The organism is Lactococcus sp. dk101, assembly GCF_009601055.1.
Lineage (GTDB): Bacteria > Bacillota > Bacilli > Lactobacillales > Streptococcaceae > Lactococcus.
In genome coordinates, this window is the sequence record NZ_WITI01000001.1 from 333,150 (window position 1) to 354,568 (window position 21,419).

At 39.2% G+C, this 21,419-nt stretch carries 20 protein-coding genes; 19 read left to right on the forward strand and 1 reads right to left on the reverse strand.

The annotated features are described in order from the left end of the window. The first annotated feature begins 1 nt into the window (after window position 1). From GHI45_RS01685 to GHI45_RS01740, 12 genes are all read left to right on the forward strand, one after another. Entirely contained in the window at window positions 2-1,585 is a 1,584-nt protein-coding gene (locus tag GHI45_RS01685; RefSeq protein ID WP_255514199.1) for a glycosyltransferase family 39 protein, read from the forward strand. Then, window positions 1,569-3,659, forward strand: coding sequence for a hypothetical protein (locus GHI45_RS01690; RefSeq protein ID WP_147779419.1), 2,091 nt, complete (start codon window positions 1,569-1,571; stop codon window positions 3,657-3,659). The genes GHI45_RS01685 and GHI45_RS01690 overlap by 17 nt, the downstream gene beginning before the upstream one ends. A 221-nt stretch (window positions 3,660-3,880) precedes the next feature. Continuing rightward, window positions 3,881-5,947 carry an LTA synthase family protein gene (locus GHI45_RS01695; protein ID WP_370450740.1) on the forward strand — a complete coding sequence of 689 codons (2,067 nt, stop codon included), beginning with the start codon at window positions 3,881-3,883 and terminating at the stop codon, window positions 5,945-5,947. Window positions 5,948-5,963: 16 nt separating this feature from the next. After that, on the forward strand, window positions 5,964-6,374 hold the full coding sequence (locus GHI45_RS01700; RefSeq protein WP_147779420.1) for an EbsA family protein: 411 nt from the start codon (window positions 5,964-5,966) through the stop codon (window positions 6,372-6,374). A 91-nt stretch (window positions 6,375-6,465) separates the two neighbouring features. Continuing rightward, window positions 6,466-7,563: a YibE/F family protein gene (locus GHI45_RS01705; RefSeq protein ID WP_147779421.1), complete on the forward strand. Its 1,098-nt coding sequence runs from the start codon at window positions 6,466-6,468 to the stop codon at window positions 7,561-7,563. After that, window positions 7,560-8,354, forward strand: coding sequence for a YibE/F family protein (locus GHI45_RS01710; protein WP_147779422.1), 795 nt, complete (start codon window positions 7,560-7,562; stop codon window positions 8,352-8,354). Before GHI45_RS01705 ends, GHI45_RS01710 begins: the two co-directional genes overlap by 4 nt. A gap of 30 nt (window positions 8,355-8,384) precedes the next feature. Then, entirely contained in the window at window positions 8,385-8,981 is a 597-nt protein-coding gene (locus GHI45_RS01715) for a TMEM175 family protein (RefSeq protein WP_147779423.1), read from the forward strand. Between the two features lie 58 nt (window positions 8,982-9,039). Then, window positions 9,040-9,639 carry an HAD family hydrolase gene (locus GHI45_RS01720; RefSeq protein WP_147779466.1) on the forward strand — a complete coding sequence of 200 codons (600 nt, stop codon included), beginning with the start codon at window positions 9,040-9,042 and terminating at the stop codon, window positions 9,637-9,639. A 162-nt stretch (window positions 9,640-9,801) separates the two neighbouring features. Next, complete coding sequence (gene gyrB / locus GHI45_RS01725; RefSeq protein ID WP_147779424.1) at window positions 9,802-11,757, forward strand: DNA topoisomerase (ATP-hydrolyzing) subunit B; 1,956 nt, start codon at window positions 9,802-9,804, stop codon at window positions 11,755-11,757. A gap of 214 nt (window positions 11,758-11,971) precedes the next feature. Next, window positions 11,972-12,451, forward strand: a complete 480-nt coding sequence (locus tag GHI45_RS01730; RefSeq protein ID WP_147779425.1) for a MarR family winged helix-turn-helix transcriptional regulator — start codon at window positions 11,972-11,974, stop codon at window positions 12,449-12,451. Then, window positions 12,444-14,000, forward strand: coding sequence for an MDR family MFS transporter (locus GHI45_RS01735; RefSeq protein ID WP_187230051.1), 1,557 nt, complete (start codon window positions 12,444-12,446; stop codon window positions 13,998-14,000). The genes GHI45_RS01730 and GHI45_RS01735 overlap by 8 nt, the downstream gene beginning before the upstream one ends. Then, window positions 14,000-14,716, forward strand: coding sequence for a DUF4811 domain-containing protein (locus GHI45_RS01740; protein WP_153497376.1), 717 nt, complete (start codon window positions 14,000-14,002; stop codon window positions 14,714-14,716). The genes GHI45_RS01735 and GHI45_RS01740 overlap by 1 nt, the downstream gene beginning before the upstream one ends. A gap of 60 nt (window positions 14,717-14,776) precedes the next feature. Here the strand turns inward: GHI45_RS01740 and GHI45_RS01745 are convergent, their stop codons facing one another. Then, on the reverse strand, window positions 14,777-15,271 hold the full coding sequence (locus tag GHI45_RS01745; protein WP_147779427.1) for a hypothetical protein: 495 nt from the start codon (window positions 15,269-15,271) through the stop codon (window positions 14,777-14,779). 162 nt (window positions 15,272-15,433) lie between these two features. Between GHI45_RS01745 and GHI45_RS01750 the strand changes: the two genes are divergently transcribed. The 7 genes from GHI45_RS01750 to GHI45_RS01780 all read left to right on the forward strand — a co-directional run bounded on the left by GHI45_RS01750 (window position 15,434) and on the right by GHI45_RS01780 (window position 21,320). Then, on the forward strand, window positions 15,434-16,192 hold the full coding sequence (locus GHI45_RS01750) for a MurR/RpiR family transcriptional regulator (protein WP_147779428.1): 759 nt from the start codon (window positions 15,434-15,436) through the stop codon (window positions 16,190-16,192). 215 nt (window positions 16,193-16,407) lie between these two features. Beyond that, window positions 16,408-17,823 (forward strand): MFS transporter, encoded by a 1,416-nt coding sequence (locus GHI45_RS01755; RefSeq protein ID WP_147779429.1) that lies wholly within the window; start codon window positions 16,408-16,410, stop codon window positions 17,821-17,823. A 117-nt stretch (window positions 17,824-17,940) separates the two neighbouring features. Next, a complete protein-coding gene (locus GHI45_RS01760) occupies window positions 17,941-19,155 on the forward strand; it encodes a phosphopentomutase (RefSeq protein WP_187230050.1) in 1,215 nt (404 codons plus the stop codon). 48 nt (window positions 19,156-19,203) lie between these two features. After that, window positions 19,204-19,593: an arsenate reductase (thioredoxin) gene (gene arsC / locus GHI45_RS01765; RefSeq protein WP_147779431.1), complete on the forward strand. Its 390-nt coding sequence runs from the start codon at window positions 19,204-19,206 to the stop codon at window positions 19,591-19,593. A gap of 23 nt (window positions 19,594-19,616) precedes the next feature. After that, complete coding sequence (locus tag GHI45_RS01770; RefSeq protein ID WP_147779432.1) at window positions 19,617-19,889, forward strand: zinc ribbon domain-containing protein; 273 nt, start codon at window positions 19,617-19,619, stop codon at window positions 19,887-19,889. A gap of 79 nt (window positions 19,890-19,968) precedes the next feature. Next, window positions 19,969-20,670 carry a purine-nucleoside phosphorylase gene (gene deoD / locus GHI45_RS01775; protein WP_147779433.1) on the forward strand — a complete coding sequence of 234 codons (702 nt, stop codon included), beginning with the start codon at window positions 19,969-19,971 and terminating at the stop codon, window positions 20,668-20,670. A 200-nt stretch (window positions 20,671-20,870) separates the two neighbouring features. Continuing rightward, entirely contained in the window at window positions 20,871-21,320 is a 450-nt protein-coding gene (locus GHI45_RS01780) for an ASCH domain-containing protein (RefSeq protein ID WP_147779434.1), read from the forward strand. Window positions 21,321-21,419 lie beyond the last annotated feature (99 nt).

Genomic DNA, 21,419 nt, shown 5'->3' on the forward strand with positions numbered 1-21,419 from the left:
CGTGGAAAATATTAGGAAGTTTTATTCTTTTCTCAATGTCGAAAAGAAAACAAAAAAAATTGCGCTACTTATTTTTGGATTAGCCAATCTCATTGCGCTCTTATTTACAAGACAATGGCATCTGACGACACTCATTGCCTTTATCTTGGGAAATATCACGCTGCTGGTTTCAATGGTCTATTTGCTCTTTGTGTACCAAACAAGTCAGCATATTGACCAAGTCCCAGAAGAAAAAACGCACCGCTTTTACAGAACTTCAAGCATTATTCTCACCCTTGCAATGCTTTTTGTACCATTCTTCTTTATGGTTAAAGTTCCATTTTCAGTTCATAACTGGGACTTCTTTGTCCTATTTGAAAACACCAGCTTTTTAAAAGGTCAAACTTTTGACCATTTACCTGCTACAGAAAATCAACTTTTGTATTTTCTAAGATACCCAAATAATCAATTTTTTGCCATTTTACAAAACACCTTGTTTGCAAAAACAACGTCTGTGCTGGCAAAAATTATTTGGATGACAGGTTTATCGTCAGTACTGACAACAATTTCCGTTATGGCAGGCTCTTTGACCATGAAGAAATTGGCTTCAGAAAAATTAGCTTTACTTTATAATCTGGCTGCTTTTGCCTTCATGCCATTTTATATGTACGGCGCACAGTTTTATACGGATACGGCCTCAATCCCCTTTACGATTTGTGGGTTGTTATTCTTGGTTTACGGCTTGCAGGCTAAAACCATAAAAAAAGAAATTTTATGGTATGTTCTTGCTTGTTTAATTATGTTTTTTGGCTATAATATCAAACCAACAGTTACGTTTCCGCTCATTGCGCTTTTTGGCTTCTTTGTTTTAAATAAGAAGTGGAAAAAAATTGCCCTCTTGTTGCCGATTGCTTTGTTGACATTTTATGGGACACATCAATATGTCAAATCTGTGGTCTCAAGTGATCCAGCTTTTACACAAGCAGCCAACAATCGTTATAATTTACCTTTGATGCACTGGGTAACCATGTCTTTTGCACCTGGAAATTATTCAGGTGGATTTGACCCGGCTGTTCTAGCTTATTCAGAACAATTTCCGTCAAAAGCAGAGAAGCAGGCAGCAGACATTCGTTTGTTCCAAGAAAATCTGAAAAAACAAGGCTTTTTTGGGATTATTTTCCAACTGGGGCGAAAAATTTCATACACTTGGCTCAATGGCGATTTGCGTGATTACTTTTATACTTATCAGCACATGAACCCCATCCTCTATCACTATTTTGACTGGATGAATGATCGAAGTATCGGTAGCCATGCAGGAAATATCCTCAACCGTTGGGGGCAATCTTTACTTTGGTTCCCTCTTGTCTTTTTCATGTGGTATGAAATTTATCTTTCGCTATTTAAAAATTGGAAAACCTATTGGTTCATTTTGGCTCTTTCGATGGTTGGCTTAACAGGATTTTTATTGATTTGGGAGGCTAACTCACGCTATCTTTATAATTTTGCTCCAATCATGATTATTCTGGCGGTCAAAGGCTTGATGGATTATAGCAACATGAGACGTCAAAAGAAGGGGATAGGGTTAAAAAATGAAGTTATTAAATAAAATGCTCTATGGTTCTCTTTTGGGTTTATTTGGCTTGGCATTTTTTGTCATGCTTCTTGAACCATACACCGATGCTGGCTTTGTTGAGCCAGTTTCTGTTGTATTACTGACCCTATTATTGTTTTTTGTCTTTCGTTTCATTTTTAGAAAACTTAAAAACTTTTCTGCAGTACAAACGAAAAAATTAGTCCTTCTTAACTTTGTTCTTTTCATTATTTTTCAAATTATTGCCGTTTCGGCTGTTCGTCTTCAAGTTTTTGGTGACCCTTGGCATACGGCAACGCAGGCACTTCAACTGACAGAAGGCAGTCACGTTTGGGACGAATGGGTGCAATATTACCCAAATTTAATTCCATTTATGAGCTTGCAAATTGTCTTAATCAAGCTGTCGAGCTTGTTCCACCTGTCCTATTATGTCTTTTTTTACGGCTTCAATATCCTAATCAATAGCTTAATTTGGTTGATGGTCGTTCGGATTTTAGGACGGAAAAAGCTAGCTTTCGCTGCCTTTGCTTCCATTTTTATGCTGATTCTGCCAATGAATTACGATTTTATTCTGAGAATTGGTTATACTGATGGCATCGCTATTCTAATGCTCTTGTTGCTAGCCAGTCAATTTCAAGTGCTTTTGACAAATCGAGTCTTTAAAAAACGTCAGTATCTGTCGCTTGTTTTGATTTTTATGCTGGCTTATCTGGCAAGACCAAATGTGATTGTCGTTTTGGTTGCCTTAGTTATTTTTGCGCTCATTGCCTTTTTTGACAAGGTAAAATATGGGAATTTATGGCAATCGTTGGGTAAGTACTTTTTGGCCTGCTTGATTGGAATGGTTTTAGCATTTGGTGCGACACGTGGTTTGGCAAAAGCTGTCAATTATGATATGAACAATCCCAATGTTTTTCCCACTTCAAATTGGTTTTACGAGTCCGTTAACTTTAGCAGCATGGGAGAATGGACAACGGCGGACCGGGATTATATTCTTTACCACCCAGGCTATGAAACTGCCAAAGAGGCAGCGAATGCAGGGATTGTACAAAGAGTCAGCGAATTGGCAGCGGCCCCTTGGAAAATTCCAGTGCTTTATATCACGAAATTTTCAAGCTTGTGGTCTTGCGGAACTTTTGCGACGGGAACGGATTATCAGCTTTATTCCTATGTTTATCATTGGGCAAAAGCACCTGCCTTTCTAATCGAGCATATCGGTGCCATCAATCTCTTTTTCGAAAGCTACGCCAAAGCACTAATGGCACTTTTATTACTAGCGATTTTCCTTAGACTCAAGCAAGAAAAAAAAGCGGCAGTCAATCTGTTCACTTTTGCCATTTTGATTATTATGGGGATTTCACTCTTTCATACTTTTTTATGGGAAGTGAAACCACGCTATCAATTCATGACCATTGGCTTGTTAGCTGTTTCAGGAATACTTTCACTGGAATCACTTTTTTCACTAAAAAGTGTGCCTTTTCTACCTAAACGAATAGCAAACTTAGGGAAAAAGAAAATGGTCGTCATCTTAAGCCTTTTATCTGTCTTGTCCCTAGGACTTATGGCAACTGTTATGAGAATGCAACCCAAACAGACCATCGTTGTCAATGCCCAATTCCAGCCTTTGAACAATTACAATCTGGATAAAGGTTTTGTCTCACTCAAGCCGGGCCAGAAAATCAGTCAGATTGTCAACTTGAATACGGAAGCCGATTTGTTGAATGTAACGACCGCTAATTCAGCTGAACTTGAATTAAGGGTTGAGAAAAAAGTGAATCAGAAGTGGCTGTCAGTACTGACAGCTAGTGTGGCGGCAGGAACTACTGACTATCTTGTTCAGCAGTCTTTTGAAGCTGGCCAATACCGCATTGTTTATGACAATCGAACAGCCAAAACACAAAAGGTTGGTGCAATGACGGAGACCGCCGTTTTGGATTATCCAACACGCGCTGAATTTGACGGAAAAGAAGTAGCTTTAGGCTTCCAATTTACAAAAATTCAGGCAGAATATAAGTATTCAACAGGTTTAATTGCTCTGTTTGCCTTACTTTATTTACTCTTAATCGGAATCTATTATAAGACGCATTGATTGCGTCTTTTTTCATTTTTAAGACATATTTAATCTTTTTATGGTAAAATTAAGTTGAGACATAGTGAAAATATTTATATTTTTACATTTAATTGTCTTTTTACTTTTTTATATGTAAAAAGTTAATAATTTCGGCTGGTAGCAGTAGAGTGCTGAAAAAAAGAACTTAAAGAGGTTTTAAATTGAAAAAATTACTTTCTGGATTTAACACGCGAGTGGGGATGATGACTTATCTTGTCCTTTTCGTGTGGGCTAAATCAATGATAGCATATTTTGGTGTCTTTAATTTACGGGCAGTTGGCGTAGCTGAGTACCTGATGATGATTGTAAATCCAATTGGATTTACATTTACCTGTTTTGCGATTTTGTTGTTCATTCGACGGACATCGCTTTATTATATTGCGACCTTTGTTTTGGCAATCATCGCAAATGTTTTGCTCTACCTTAATGTGTTGTATTACCGTGAATTTACTGACTTTGTCACTATTGATACGGTAACAGGTGGAGCTGGCATGTTCCAACATGGCTTTGATTTTGGTTCGGTACCGGTGCATTTGATGGACTGGGTTTACTGGATTGACTTGATTGTCATTTTGGTGTTAATCATTGCCAAAAAAATTAAGTTTGATAATCGTCCAATTGGTGCTAAGCGTGCCTTTACCTATACTTCACTTGGTTTGGCTATGTTTGGACTCAATTTTTGGGCTGGAGATGCGCTCAAAAATCAGTTGATTCTCAGAAGAGCACAATCAGATAAGACCTATGTGGTACGTTATCTTGGCTTAGGTCCTTGGATGTTGACAAATGGTTACTATACGCACATGGTCAATACCGAACGTAAGGATGCCAATAAAAGCACGCTTGAAGAAGTTCAAAAATACATTGCGTCCGACCGTTACCTTTCTCCAAATATTGAAATGTACGGCATTGCCAAAAATAAAAATGTCATCGAGATTCATTTGGAATCTTTCCAACAAGATCTGATTGACTTGAAGATTAAAGGGACGGATGGAAAAGAACATGTGGTTACACCATTCTTGAATTCTGTGTATCACTCAAATCAGACCTATTCATTTAGCAATTTCTTCAACCAAGTTGGTCAAGGAAAGACTTCTGATGCTGAAACCATGCTTGAAACTTCGACATTTGGCTTGCCAGCAGGCTCACTATTTGCAAAATATGGATCAACGCAGACTTTCCAAGCCATGCCAGCAATTTTGGCACAACAAGATGGCTATAGCTCAGCCGTTTTCCACGGCAATGCAGGTGCCTTCTACAATCGTATCAACACCTATAAACAAATGGGTTACGACAATTTCTTTGATCAAAGTTTCTATGATAATTCATCTGAAAATATGAGTCCGTGGGGCATTAAAGATAAGGTCTTCTTCGAAGATTCTGTTCAGTATTTAGAACAAATGCAACAACCATTTTATACAAAATTCATGACGGTGACCAACCACTTGAATTATGAATTGGGAGATTCAGACAAGGATCCAAACTTTGCGACAGTTGATTCTGGTAGTAAAGTTGTAGATGGCTATTTTGAAACGGCACACTATTTGGATCAAGCGGTTGAAGAGTTCTTTACTTACCTGAAAAATTCGGGATTGTATGACAAATCTATTATTGTCCTATACGGTGACCATTACGGAATTTCAGGGTCAGATACTAAAACATTCCTCCAATATCTTGGAAAAGATGCGGACAATGTAACAGCTTATGACAATACCATGCTCCAAAGAACGCCATTTATGGTTCATATTCCTGGACAAACAAACGGTCATATTATCAGTACTTACACGGGTGAAATTGATGTTATGCCAACCTTGGAACATCTTTTGGGCATTGATACCAAATCTTATATTCAGTTTGGACAAGACATGTTTGCCTCTGGTCGTCAAGACTATGTCGCCCTTCGAAATGGTGGCTTTGTTACACCAACCATTACCCTTCCAAGTCTCAATAGTCGTCATTACTATGATACACAAACGGGCCTTGAGATAGACGAATTATCAGAAGCACAGGAAGCTTATGTCAAAGAAATAAAGAGTAAGGTTTCAACCATGCTTTCCATGTCTGACAAGGTCAACAACCAAAACTTACTTAGGTTCTATCAACCTGATGGATTTAAGACGGTCAATGCCAGTGATTATGACTATTCTGTTAAGGCAACCAAAAAACGCCTGAAAGAAGAAAATGAAGAATTAGCAGCTAAATCAACCAGCTTAATTTCACAAAATCAAGGAAAATCGACCATTAGTGATTATCCAACAGTAAAAAAATAAAGGAGAAATAAGAAAAATGCAATCAGGTTTCTTTCTTCCCGTTTCAAGCAACTATCGTTTGGCTTGGCTCTGGGGGATTATCGTTTTATCTTTTGAACGGGTCGTTTTTTACGAACTTAACAAACAATCGAATTGGTTATTGACACTCCTCATGTGGCTGTCAGTACTGACATTTTTGATTTTGATCTGTCCGCACCGTTTTATGATAACGAAAGGACAGCTCTATTTCCCTTCTTTTCCACGTTTGAAAATGAATGAATTTGATTTGAAGCATGTGAGTGCGGTAAGAATGACACGCTTTGGCTGTGGCTTTAGCTATGCAGGTAAAAGGTATCACTTTTTTACAGTTGGCAAATCAAAAGCAATCTTTGCCGACATGATTTCAAATAAGGCAACTCAAATGCCTGTAGAGGAGACAAAAGCATAAAAAACGAAAAAGGGTGACTTCGGTCATCCTTTTTCATTGAAATTATGGCCTTTCTAGGTTAAAATGACTAGAGAATAGTAGTGGAAACGATATGAAAAAGAAAATAATACAACTGATTTTTGTTCTGTTAGCGAGTCTGCTTGTTTTTGTCATTGTTGACAATGACGCAGGCCTTTATCAAAAAACAGTCGGAAAAATTGTCAGTGTACAAACGACAAATCAACAAAAAATTGAAGACAATTATCAAAATACAGACCTTCAAATCACGCAAGCTTTAGAAATTCAACTTCTAAATCAATCTAAAACAAAAGTGGTGCTCACAAACGAGGTTGCTCAGTCACAGGTGACAGGGCAAGTTTATCGGGTCGGCCAGCAGGTTATTTTGCAAAAAATCGGAAATCATTATGAAATCATGACTTTAAAAAGAGATGCCTTGCTTGCAGCCATGGTCGTTCTTTTTATCGGAATTTTGTTGCTGTTGACGCAGCTGCGTTTTTCAGTCTTTTTAATGCTGTCCCTTTTATTAAATCTGCTTTATTTCGTCGTGGTTGTTTTGGTCAACGTGAATTTTACACCGCCAGTATTGCTTTTATTTGGCTTTCTATCTTTGGTATTTGCGGCCTCCTCATTGCTTTTTGTCATTGGCCCCAATCGACAAATGCTTTATGCACTGTTAACCACCGTTTTGACCACTTTATTGACCTTTGCACTCGTATTTCTGGTCTTGAGTTGGACAGGAAATGCAGGCGTTCATTTTGAATATTTAGAGTATGTGACGCAAAATCCAGCACAATTTTTCTTTGTCGGCACAATGATTTCGGTTTTAGGTGCCATTATGGATGGGACAGGAGACATTGTGGCGGGCCTGTTTGGTCTCTCCAGACAAAATCAGCTCAATCAAATTCAACTGACTTTTCGTGATTATGTTCGATCAGGCTTTAGCATCGGGCAAGAAATTATCGGCACGCTGACCAATGTGCTCTTCATGATTTTTATGGCGGAAGCCTTCCCCATGCTCCTTTTGCTTTTGCGCAATGGTAATAGTTGGGACTACATCGCATCCGTTGGTCTCAATCTAGGACTCCTTCAAACCTTGATTTCAGCAATCGGAATTGTGCTTGCCGTTCCTGTGACGTCATTTGTGACAAGTTTTGGAATTGTCTTTCATGAGAAAAAGGAGGGCTTATGAATAGCTTACTGATTTTATTTATCCTCTTGTCAGTGCTGATGATTGCTGTTGCCAAAAAAGACGGAATTCGTAATCTTTTAGGACTTGCTTTTAATTTTATTGCCATCTTTTTATTGGTCAATTTGATGGGCTGGGGCTTTCCAGTCTTGATTATTTTACCTGTCTTTACGGTCATTATCTTGGCATTGTCCATTTATATGTCCTCAGAAGATGGCGATACGACAAATATTGCCTTCAAGACAAGTATCATCGTTGTGCTTTGTTTGATGGTGGTGGCTGTATTCCTTCAATATTTTGGTCAATTTCAAGGCTTTTCTTCTGAAAATGCTGATGAACTGGAAAATTTGTCCCTAACCGTTGGATTGAATTTCTCAAACGTGGTCATCGCCGTTATGACGATCTCAATGTTAGGTGCTGTTGCTGAGTCTGCAATGGCGATTGTGGCTAATTTGATAGAGGTGATAGAACAAGACCCTGAAATGACCCTGACGCAGTTTCATCAACAAAGAAAAGTACTGAGTCAGCAGATCCTTGGCACAGCAATTAACACCCTCTTTTTTGGAATGCTTGGGGCAACCGTTGGGTTGATATTATGGTTTGTCCGTTTGCAATATTCTTGGGCACAAATACTGAATTCCAAACTTTTGATGGCAGAAGTGGCAAGTATGCTGCTAGGAATGTTCGGAATTCTCTTTGCCATTGTTCTTGCGGCAGCATTTGTCGAAAAAGACTTTCGAAAAAAATTGAACATGAAAAATAAAGCTTCTGTCCTTTCTGACAATGTGGTATAATTTCTTTAGATTACACCAAAGGATAAAAAAATGTCAAAAGAACGTTTTCTAAATTATACGGATGCCATTGTAGCAATCGTTGCCACCATTATGGTACTGCAACTTCCGTTGCCTCAAAATGCGACTTTTCATGCGTTAAGTCAAGAAGGACTGCCTTTTTTTGCCTACCTATTGAGTTTTGCGGTGATTTGGGTGGTTTGGTATAACCACCACTCGCTATTTGAAGCCGTCAGAAAAGTGAATGTTAAAGTTTACTGGTACAATGGCTTTTGGGTTTTTACCATGAGTTTATTTCCTGTGGCAACGGCTTGGGTGGGGAGAAATCCGAATTTGTTCTTGCCGGAGCTCTTTTATCTGCTGATCATTTTTTTGTGGTCATTGGCTTTTAGTTTGATGGAAGCAGAACTTATCCGTGAAGGAGAGTATGCGCGGATTTCGGTTTTTTATAGCAAAAATCGACAGTACTTTTATTATGTCTTGTTAGGCATCAGCGCTTTTGTCATCTGGTTCCTGCCTATTTTTGTTCTTCTATCTGTCTTTATCTTTGCCACTTATGGCGCATATGAACAAATCAAATTTGGTGGTATTTATGTCAACAGATCCCTTGTCAGCACTGACAAGAAGTAGAACAAAAAATTCCTCGTTCATTCACACGATTGGGTTGGAACTATGTTATAATTATCACATGGAATACGAAAATTATATTTGGGATTTGGGCGGTACCCTATTAGATAATTATGAAAGTTCAAGTCGCGCATTTGCAGCAGCGCTGTGGGCAAAATCCGAACGTGTTTTTTTGCACGAAGACATTTATGATGCTTTAAAGATTTCGACGACACATGCTGTTGAAACTTTTGCCAGTGATATTCCTGATTTTCTGAGCTTTTATAAACAGCTCGAAGCAGAAACGCTTAAACAACCGATTTTATTCAAGGGAGCGGAAAAAGTCCTGTCAGAGCTGACAGCAAGTGGCTGTAAAAATTTCATGATTTCCCATCGGAATCATCAGGTCATGGCTATTTTGGCGCGGGCAGGCATTGACCAATTCTTTACCGAAGTGGTCAGCTCTGACAATGGCTTCAAGCGGAAGCCAGCACCAGATTCAATCTTGTATCTCTGTCAAAAATACCAGCTGAACCCGCAAAAAACGGTGATGATTGGAGATCGACCGCTGGATATTGAGGCAGGAAATGCAGCAGGTGTAGCCTCTATTTTCTTTGATGCCACCAAACGCAATCCAGATGCCAGTCAATCCATAAAAAGCTTGCTTGATTTACTTGACTAATGAAAAATCAAACTTAGAAAATAAAACCTGTCTTATTCAGCAGCAAAAAAATATAAAGTATAAAAATAAGTCTTTCAGAAAGATTTATTTTTTTGATTGGAAGAAAAAACCGCTAAATTGTGCTATAATAGTAGTAATGACTCGATAGAAATGAGATTTATTTTGAACGAAAAAGATTTAGAAATAGAAAAGCTTGCAGACAAATATGACGCCAGTCAGATTCAAGTCCTTGAAGGGCTCGAAGCCGTTCGGATGCGTCCAGGTATGTATATCGGCTCAACCTCAAAAGAGGGATTGCACCATTTGGTCTGGGAAATTGTAGATAATTCTATTGACGAAGCTCTTGCTGGCTTTGCAACACATATTGAAGTTTTCATTGAGCCAGATGACTCAATTACCGTTGTTGATGATGGTCGTGGGATTCCTGTTGATATTCAAGAAAAAACGGGACGTCCCGCAGTAGAAACAGTCTTTACAGTCTTGCACGCCGGAGGTAAATTCGGCGGTGGCGGTTATAAAGTTTCAGGCGGTTTGCATGGTGTTGGTTCTTCAGTAGTCAATGCTCTGTCAACCATACTTGACGTGACAGTTCATAAAGACGGCAAGAAATATTACCAACAATACCATCGCGGACATGTCATCGAAGATTTGAAAGTGATTGGTGAAACAGACCACCGTGGAACAACCGTTCACTTCGTACCAGACCCTGAAATTTTCACTGAAACAACAGCGTTTGATTACGAGAAACTTTTGACACGCGTGCGTGAATTGGCATTCTTGAACCGTGGACTTCGCATTTCCATCACAGATAAACGCGAAGGCAATGAAAAAAATCACGACAGTTTCCACTATGAAGGTGGGATTAAATCTTACGTTGAATACCTCAACGAAAATAAACAAGTCATTTTTGAACCTGCAATCTTTACAGACGGCGAAATGGACGGCATTACTGTTGAAGTTGCCATGCAATATACAGACACTTATCATTCAGTTGTTATGTCATTTGCCAATAACATCAATACACATGAAGGGGGAACACACGAACAAGGTTTCCGTACTGCCTTGACGCGTGTCATCAATGCCTATGCCAAATCTCAAAAAATCCTCAAGGAAAATGAAGACAATTTGACTGGGGACGATGTGCGTGAAGGATTGACAGCCGTTATTTCAATCAAGCACCCTAATCCTCAATTTGAAGGACAAACGAAGACAAAACTTGGAAACTCTGAAGTAACAGGGATTGTCAATAAAGTCTTTGCTGATGCATTGCAAACATTCATGCTTGAAAATCCTCAAGTGGCACGTAAAATTGTCGAAAAAGGAATGTTGGCTAGCAAGGCACGGATTGCCGCAAAACGTGCGCGTGAAGTAACCCGTAAAAAATCTGGACTTGAAATTTCAAATCTTCCAGGTAAACTTGCGGATTGTTCATCAAATGACCCAACACAAACTGAATTATTCATCGTCGAAGGAGACTCAGCCGGTGGTTCAGCAAAATCTGGACGTAATCGTGCTTTCCAAGCTATTTTGCCTATTCGTGGTAAAATCTTGAACGTTGAAAAAGCAACCATGGATAAAATTCTTGCCAATGAGGAAATTAGATCACTCTTTACAGCCATGGGAACTGGTTTCGGAGCGGATTATGACTTGTCAAAAGCCCGTTATCACAAATTGGTCATCATGACCGATGCCGACGTCGATGGTGCCCACATCAGAACACTTTTGTTGACTTTGTTCTATCGTTACATGCGTCCAGTAGTAGAAGCAGGTTATGTTTATATTGCACAACCACCAATTTATGGGATTAAAGTGGGGTCAGAAACAAAAGAATATATCCAACCTGGGCCAAATCAAGAAAAAGAATTGGCTGAAGCACTTGAACGCTGGTCACAAAGTCGTTCAAAACCAACCATTCAACGTTATAAAGGGCTTGGGGAAATGGACGACCATCAACTTTGGGAAACGACAATGGATCCAGAAAATCGTTTGATGGCACGCGTTTCATTGACCGATGCTGCTGAAGCGGATAAAGTTTTTGATATGCTCATGGGCGATCGTGTTGAACCACGTCGTGAGTTTATCGAAGCCAACGCACAATACTCAACGATTGACGCTTAATTCTAAGCTTCATATTGTTGCTAAAAAAGAATTTAGATTATCGAGAAAAGACAAGCTGTTGCTTGTCTTTTTTTGTGGTAAAATCTAGAATTCAAATCCTTGACAAAAATATTCTAGTGCTATATAATAATTAACGGTATTAGTAAATAATTAATATTAGAAACAGAATATCGTTATTGATTGCTATTTTTAACCAAGCTTAGAGGGGGAAATGATGGATTATAATCATCTTGCTGAACAATTGATCGTCAATGCGAAACCACCCAAGAGGACAGAGATTTTCAATCGCTTTAGTGTCTATTCACATGGGGAGCATCAGGTCATTTTTTATTTGTTCAAAAATTCGGGAAAACCGATTGTTCCGAGTGACATTTCAAAATATACCGATACGAGTACGGCTCGGATTGCGACGATTTTGAATAATCTTGAGGACAAGGGAATGATAACACGCGAAATTTCCAGAGAAGACCGGCGTAAAATTTTAGTCAGCATTACCGATAAAGGTCGGAAATATGCTGAAAATGCACATAATGAGTTTATGGGGCATACTGCCGCAGTCTTGCAAGCCATGGGAGAAGAACGTGCAAAAGAATTTGTAGAAAGCGTCAAGATTTTCTTAGATTTGGCACTCTCGCTCGAAAGAGATAAACAAGAAACGAATTCTGAAATGGAGAAGAAAGAGAAAAATGGATAGTACAACTACTCAACATGATCACGCTGCTGAAAAAGTTTACGGCGTTGATATTCATGGACATAAATTTAGTCGTTGGGCAATGTTAATTCTGATTTTGGTCGGAACATTTGCTTCAATGCTGATGCAAACCTCGTTGGGAACAGCTATCCCAACATTGATGACAGACTTTGATATTTCAATGTCAACTGCGCAACAAGCAACCACTTGGTTCTTATTGGCAAACGGAATTATGGTACCAATTTCAGCTTATTTTGCTACTAAATTCCCAACACGTTGGCTTTATAGTCTTTCATATATTATTCTATTTGCGGGAATGTTTTTGGCTTACATTGCACCAACAGATGCATGGTGGGTCTTCCTCGCAGGACGTATGTTCCAAGCCATTGCGGCTGGGATTACCATGCCTTTGATGCAAGTATGTTTGGTTAACATGTTCCCACCGAAACAAATGGGTGCTGTAATGGGGCTTGGCGGAATCGTTGTCGGCCTTGGCCCAGCCATCGGTCCAACTTTTGCCGGTTGGTTGATGAGCAATGACCACGTCTTTTTAGGCATTACACTTCCAGGAAGTTGGAGAACGATGTTCCTTTTTCCAATGGTTATCGTGGCCATTGTTACAGTGCTTTCGTTCTTCTTGATGCGTGATGTTGTTCCAAACCGCCCAATCAAACTTGATTTGATTTCATTGATTGAATCAGTAATTGGTTTTGGGATTTTCCTTTGGGGATTCACAAATGTCTCTTCAGATGGTTGGACAAAATTCAGCACGGTCATCTTGCCAATCTTGATTGGTTTGGTCTTCATCGTTGCCTTTATCTTACGTCAACTGCATTTGGATCAACCTTTCTTGGATATTCGCGTCTTTAAAAATCGTCAATTCACATTGACTACAATCATTCTTGCCTTGGCAACAATGGCAATGATGGGTGTTGAAATGATGTTGCCCCTTTACTTGCAACAAGTTCACGCTTTGAGTGCCTTTGATTCAGGTTTGATTTTAATGCCAGGGGCGCTTATGATGGGATTCATTTCTCCATTAGCAGGGATTGCCTTTGACAAAGTGGGAGTGCGTCGTTTGGCCATTCTTGGTTTCTCAATCTTGGCACTTGGTACAATTCCATTCTTGTTCTTCGGAACAGCTACGCCAGACCACTTTGTAACAACCCTTTATGGACTTCGTATGTTTGGGATTGCCATGGTTATGATGCCATTGACAGCCTCAGCCATGAATGCTCTTCCAGTAAACGAAGTTGCTGATGGGACAGCGTCGAACTCAACAGCACGTTCGCTTGCCTCAGCAGTTGTCGTTGCCCTCTTGTCATCAGTGACACAAAATGTCATCACAAATAATATGCCTGCTGACAGCTTACAAAAATCAAATCCTTTGAAATATGCTGGTGATGCCATTGACAGCATGCTGAAAGGTTACCATACCTCGTTTGCTATTGGTTTAGCATTTGCCATTGTTGGTTTCGCGGCTTCATTCTTCCTTGCGAAAAAGAAAAAAGAAGCAGCACAATTAACTGTCATTGAAGGAGGAGAAAAATAATGATTATTATTATCTTAGCAGTCCTAACTTTATTGACTTTCTACTGTATCGTTTTTATTAAAAATAAACCCCTTCGTTTTGTTACAGGAACCATTTCTTTCGTTCTTTTGACACTTGCGGTGTTAGGATTAACCTTGCAAATCACTGATAAGTGGGCAATGAAAGAAGTGACAAGTACAGAAAGTCATCAAATCTACACTGCTGGTGACACAACAGCTCCTTACGGCATGTTGGTTCAATCTGAAATTGGAAAAAACACCAATAATTATGTTTTAGTTTATCGTAACGATGAGAAAAGTAAAAAACCTGTTACAACAAATGTACCAGATGAAAAACACATCATTGAAACCTTGAAGAAAACAGCAACTTATAAAGTCGCTGATGTTGAAAAAGCAACAGCCAAAACAACGACTACAAAACGCGTCTTTAAAAATGAGTTTTGGAAAGTCATTTTCGGTGTTGGTGGTGAACAAAATGAGCTTGTCAAAAAACACACGCTCGTGACAGTTCCGAAAGACACATGGCTTGTATTGACACAAGACCAAGTGACAAAATTGACCAAAGAAGCACCAGCCATGCAAGCTGAAATGAAAGAATCGCTCAAAGCGAATCCAGAAAAGGCTTTGCAACTTGCTGAACTTCAAAAATCAGATCCAACCGCTTATGCCAAAATGCAAGTCCAACAAATTAAGACCCTTTTAGGTATTAAAGAATAAATAAAAAAACTGTCCTTTGGGGCAGTTTTTTTGCTGTCACTACTGACAGAATTTGGTCAGTTATTTTTTCTTGTCTTGTGCGCCTTCGACTTCATATTTGTATTTGTAATCGGAAAAAGAGCGGAAAAGTTTTTGGTACCATTTTTCTTTGACTAGCGCTTTGTTCATGTCAATGGCATTTTGCAGTTTGAGCTTGGTCTCGCTGAGTTCGGCTTTAGCTTCGAGGAGGTCAGAACGGCTTTGTGACGCTTGTTCGGTCAGTTGTTCCATGCCTTTTCTCGCGCCGTCGTTTTCTTCAAGTGCCTGCGTTACAAAGATTTGGATTTCTTCATCTATCGGTAGGGCTTGGACGCTGATTTGGTCAAAGTAGGCCGTTTCTTCGAGAATTTTATCACTAAAATGATTGAGAATATTTTCCTTACGCCAATCAATATAATGGTCATTTTCTTTGAAAAAATCAAGGATATTTTTTGTAAGTTGGATGTCAGTATCAGCCGTGCGCTTTTCTTCAGTAAAGGCAACAGATGAAACCAATTCGTCAGTTGGATAGTCCATAAGAGACCTCTTTTCTTCTTTTTTGTTACATGTATCATGCTGAAAGCAGAAGCAGTTTCGTGTCCACTCTCTTTTTATTATAGCATTGTTATTCTTTTTAGTACAATATAAGTATTGGATTTCATGATATAATAAAAGGAGATTTCTAAAAAAGGAAAGACAATGAAAAAAATATCAGATACTGAAACTTATACATGGGATTTTTTAGAGAAGAATATGGCAAAAGTACAGTTGTCATCAATTACAGAACTTGCCGAATTGGCACACGTCAGCACGGCAACAATTGTCAGAACACTTAAAAAGAAAGGCTTTGATGGCTTTCCAGATTATAAAAATTCGTTGAAGCGTGCCAATCATGACTCGCTGATTCGTGTTGCTGGTTTGTCTGATGAGGCCAATGCTTTTGTTTATCGTAATCTGGAAGAAGTCGTACGAACGATTGGCTTTTTGAACACAGATAGCTTGGCGGATATGGTAGAAGCTATTGATAAAGCCAGACAAATTGTCATCGTAGCAAGAGATGCCGGTGAAGATATTGGCGATGATTTGATGCACCGACTGCAATCGATTGGCAAAAATGTCATCACCAGATACTATGACAATATGGAAGAATACGCTGGTAAAATGCAAGCCGATGATGTGATGATTGCGCTTAGTTTTACGGGGCAAGAGCGAATTATTATTGAGGCTGCCAAGAAAGCCAGACGAAAAAATGCGACGGTTCTGGCCCTCATTTGTGATTTTCCAAGCGAATTGGCCAAGATTTCCAACAGCTATTTGCTTGGTTACAAATCAAAATTAGAAAAAGAAATCGTGGCGGCAGACGAAGAGAGTTCCATGCCACTCGAATTACTTTGTCGGATTTTGCTCGATATGTACATCATTTATAAAGAAAAAGGCAGTATTCGTGCCACAAAATAAACGAAAAAAATTCCTGTCAGCACTGACAAAATGAACAGATAAACCGTCCTTTTAGGGCGTTTTTATTTTAGTAAAAATTTACATCGAAAAAATGAAACTATGAAAACCTTTTCTTGTAAAAAGGTTTATAATGAATTTATCAACGAAAGAGAACGGTTACAAAATTTTCTGACGTGGAAAATGAAAACAAAAAAATAAATTTGGAGGCGCTATTCATGGCGACATCTGCACTTTTAAAAGCAGGGCAATCTGCAAAAATTCCGAATGAAAAAAATCAAGTTCAAGTGGGAAAGGCAGTTCCTGTCCTCTTATTTCTGATGATTTTTTCTTTGGTTATCGACAATTCTTTTAAGATTATTTCTCCAGAACTGGTGACTTATTTCCATGCGTCAGCGACGACTGTTTCTTGGCAAGTGACATTGGCTGGTTTAGTGATTGGGATGGGAGCAGTTGTTTATGCTTCTTTATCTAGTGCCATTTCCATTAAAAAATTATTGATTGTCGGGATTAGTTTGATTAGTTTTGGTTCCATTTTGGGCTACATATTCCATCAATCATTGATTCTCGTTGTTTTATCACGCGTTATTCAAGCGTCTGGACTTGGTGCAACAGAAACCCTTTATTTGATTTTTGTGGCTCGTTATATTGACAAAGACAAACAGAAAAAATACATGGGCTTTTCTACATCTGCCTTTCAACTGGCAACAGTTATTGGAACCTTGACGGGTGGCTTTATCACGACCAATTTGGCGTGGCAAGATTTGTTTCTTGTGCCACTTTTGACCCTGCTGGTCATTCCTTTTATCTTAAAATATCTGCCAAAAGAAACGGGCGAGAAAAAACGTGTGGACATTATCGGAATGATTTTGGTTGCCGGGGTAGCTGTTTCGGTTATGATTTACATTACGGACTTCAACTGGCTTTATCTTGGTGTCTTTGCGCTCGTCTTTATCGCTTTTCTCACCTATATTTCTAAAGTAAAATCGGCATTCATCAGTATCGAATTTTTCAAAAATAAACTGTATGTCTATAGTCTCTTGGTCAATCTCTTGATTTATTCTGTTCAAGCTGCCTTTATCCTCAATACTTTTTCATTTTTGATGACCAATGTCTATCGCATGAACTTATCAACGATTGCTCTTCTTTTCATTCCAGCGTCGCTGGCAAGTGCGCTTGTTGGGAGTTTATCAGGTGCTATTGCCAAAGTCTTTAATTCATTTATGGCGATTTTGATTTCAATGCTTGCTGTTTTGGTTGCCATCGTCATTGCTGCTTTGTCAGTAGGGACAAGCAGTTGGATTATGGTTGGCATGTTGATGGTTACGTCTTGTGCCTTTGCCATGCTTTACGCACCCTTGTTGCACACCAGTATTGATCAAATGCCTGAAAATGATAAAGGGACGGCGATTGGATTTTACAACTTGGTCATCAATATTGCCATGGCGGTCGGCTTTACCTATTCGTCAAAATTGATTGATGGTTTGAAGTTGCAACTTCCATTTACAGCGGGTGGAACGGTGGGCCATTATGCAGGTGTCTTGCTTGCCATTGCTTTGGTTGCTGTCGTATCTTTGCTGATTTTCTTAGGATGTGTTGGCAGAGAAATGAAGAAAAATTTTACAGCAAAATAAAGTGTTTTAGAATAAATTTACAGCAAAAAAATGCGTGTAAATATGATATAATAAAAATAGAAACGAGATTAAAAGGTTTTCAATCGTCGAAAACCAATGCTCAATAAGGAGAACAAAATGTCACATAAAAAATTTGGTCGTGTACACATCATCGTTATGGACTCAGCTGGTATTGGTGAAGCACCAGATGCCAACCGTTTCTTCAACCACGAAACACCAGATACAGGCTCAAATACCATTGGCCACATTTCTGAAACTGTTGGTCTTGATGTTCCTAATTTCCAAAAATTAGGTTTAGGTAATATTACACCACTCAAAACAGTTGCTCCAACGGATCACCCACTTGGCTACTCTACAAAATTGGAAGAAGTATCAAATGGGAAAGACACAATGACAGGTCACTGGGAAATCATGGGCTTGGACATTAAAAATCCATTCCCCGTTTATCCTGACGGCTTCCCTGAAGAACTTTTGACAAAAATCGAAGCTTTTTCAGGTCGTAAAATCATGCGCGAACCAAACAAACCTTATTCAGGAACACAAGTTTTGGACGATTTTGGTGAACGTCAAATTGAGACAGGCGAGTTGATTATTTACACATCTGCTGACCCTGTTTTGCAAATTGCAGCGAATGAAGCCATTATTCCACTTGATGAACTTTACAAAATTTGTGAATACGTCCGCGAAATCACTAACATTGGTTCAGAATGGATGCTCGGTCGTATCATCGCACGTCCTTACGTTGGTACAAAAGCAGGTAGCTTTGAACGCACACCAAACCGTCGTGACTATGCACTTGCACCATTTGGCCCAACTGTGCTTAATCACCTTGATGATGCTGGTTATCCAGTTATTTCAGTTGGTAAAATCCATGACATTTATGAAGGTCAAGGCATCAACAAAGACATGGGTCACAACTTGAACGATATGGACGGTGTTGACCGTATGCTTAAAGCAATGGCATTGCCTGAATTTGAAGAAGGACTTTTGTTTGTTAATTTGGTTGACTTCGATGCTAAATATGGTCACCGTCGTAATCCAGAAGGATATCGTGATGCCATTCAAGACCTTGATGGACGTTTGCCAGAAATCATGGCAGCCATGAAAGATGATGACATCTTGATGATTACAGCTGACCACGGAAATGACCCAACATTTGTCGGAACTGACCACACACGTGAATACATTCCACTTGTCACATTCTCTAAAGCCTTCACACAAGCTAAACCACTTCCAATCGGACACTTTGCTGATATTTCTGCAACCGTTGCTGAAAACTTTGGCGTTAAACCAGGTGAAATTGGCGAAAGCTTTTTGGACGAATTGGTTTAAGTAGGTCACTCACTGTCAGTAATGACAGAAAATGACGACGAATAAAAAATGAAAAAAATATATTTTCTCTGCACAGGAAATTCATGCCGTTCACAAATGGCAGAGGACTTTGCTCAAAAATACCTAGCAGATGGCTATGAAATCCGTTCCGCAGGTGTGGAACAACATGGCCTAAATGTGACTGCCGTTCAAGTGATGGCAGAAGTTGGAATTGACATTTCAGATCATTCCTCAGATTTGATTGATTTGGATTATTTCAATGCTTGTGATTTGATTGTCACCCTTTGCGGTGACGCCAGAGATAAGTGTCCGGTTATTCCAAAAACGACAACACATCAGCATTGGGGACTCGAAGACCCTGCTGGAAAATCTTTAGATTTTTTCCGTCAGGTACGTGATGAGATTGAAAATCACGTCAAGCAACTTGACACATTATAACTTTCCTAGAAAGTGTCATTCAAATGAAGAAACAATTTTGTCAAAGCTGTGGCATGCCACTGACACAAGCCAGTGATTTTGGTACAGAAAAAGACGGCTCACAATCGAGCGAGTACTGCCATTTTTGTTATCAAAATGGAAGCTGGACCCAGCCGGAGATTAGCTTAGAAGAAACGATTGCCAAGGGACACCAAGCCATCGATCAAATGCAAATCAATCCGCTCAAAAAATGGTTTTTCAAAACTTTTTGTGGCATGCAAATCAAATCATTGAAGCGCTGGTCATCAAAAAAATGAAAATTGACTCTGTCAGTACTGACAGCCTGGTTTAGAATATAAATCAGCTAAAATTTATGAAAGAAAGTAGAATAATACTATGCCAACACCACATATTGAAGCTCAAAAAGGCGAAATCGCAGACAAAATCCTTTTGCCTGGAGATCCATTGCGTGCAAAATTCATCGCTGAAAACTTCCTCGAAGACGCTGTTCAATTTAACAATGTCCGCGGAATGCTTGGCTTTACTGGAACTTACAAGGGCGAACGCGTCTCTGTAATGGGAACAGGAATGGGGATTCCATCAATCTCAATTTACGCCAATGAATTGATCACAGAATATGGTGTGAAAAAATTGATTCGTGTGGGAACTGCTGGTTCAATCAACCCAGATGTTCACATTCGTGACCTTGTTATTGCACAAGGTGCAGCAACAACATCAAGCATCATTAAAAACGATTTCCCAGGATTTGATTTCCCAATGATTTCTGATTTTGACTTGCTTGACAAAGCTTATCACATTGCCAAAGACATGGAATTGCCAGCACACGTCGGAAACGTGATTTCATCTGACTTGTTCTATGGCGGCCCTGACGGAGTTGCACTTGGTCAATATGGCGTTATGGCGATTGAAATGGAAGCAGCAGGACTCTTCTATCTTGGCGCAAAACATCACGTACAAACACTTGCAATTTGCACAATTTCTGACCACATTTTGACAGGTGAAGTAACAACATCTGAAGAACGTCAATTGACATTTACAGACATGATGAAAGTTGGATTGGAAACTTTGATTGCTTAAACAGTCCTGTGGACTGTTTAAGGTTGCAGATAAGGGAAACGCAGTTTCCCTCAAAACAGTCCTGTGGACTGTTTAAGGTTCTGAATAAGGGAAACGCAACTTAGGAGCTACTAGAAAAAACAATCTTTTAAAACATAAAAACTTTTGTCATTAGTGACAGAAGTTTTTTTGTGCTATACTAGCTTAAAAAGGAGAATTCCATGAAATATAGTGATTTTATTCAAGAAGCGGGATTAAATCCTGCGGATTTTCGCGGGGCATTTGCTTTTGGAAATGATGGTGAAGTGATTACTGATCCTCAAATGGCTGATGATTTGGCACTAGAAGTCCTTTCGGGGCGAAAAACGGCGACGGCTAGTGCGGTTGAAGGCTACACAGAAAATGAGCCAATGCCTACTGTTGACGGTAAATTTGATATTATCCTCAATGGAAAAGGTCAACCGATTGCTGCGGTAACCAATAGCAAGGTTTATCAAACCACGTTTGACAAGGTAACGGCCGAACATGCTTATAAAGAGGGAGAAGGAGATTTGAGTCTTGCTTATTGGCGTCAAGCTCATGAAGAATTTTGGCGTCAATTTGGCTTATTTCGACCAGATATGCCCGTTTTATGTGAAGAATATGAGATTTTATATAAAAAAGACAAGTAAAATAAGCAATGGCTTATTTTTTTGTTCGATATTTCCGAACAATAAAGCAAAAGAAGTGAATAAAATGGTTAATCTGCTGTCAAAGACATCAAAAATTCG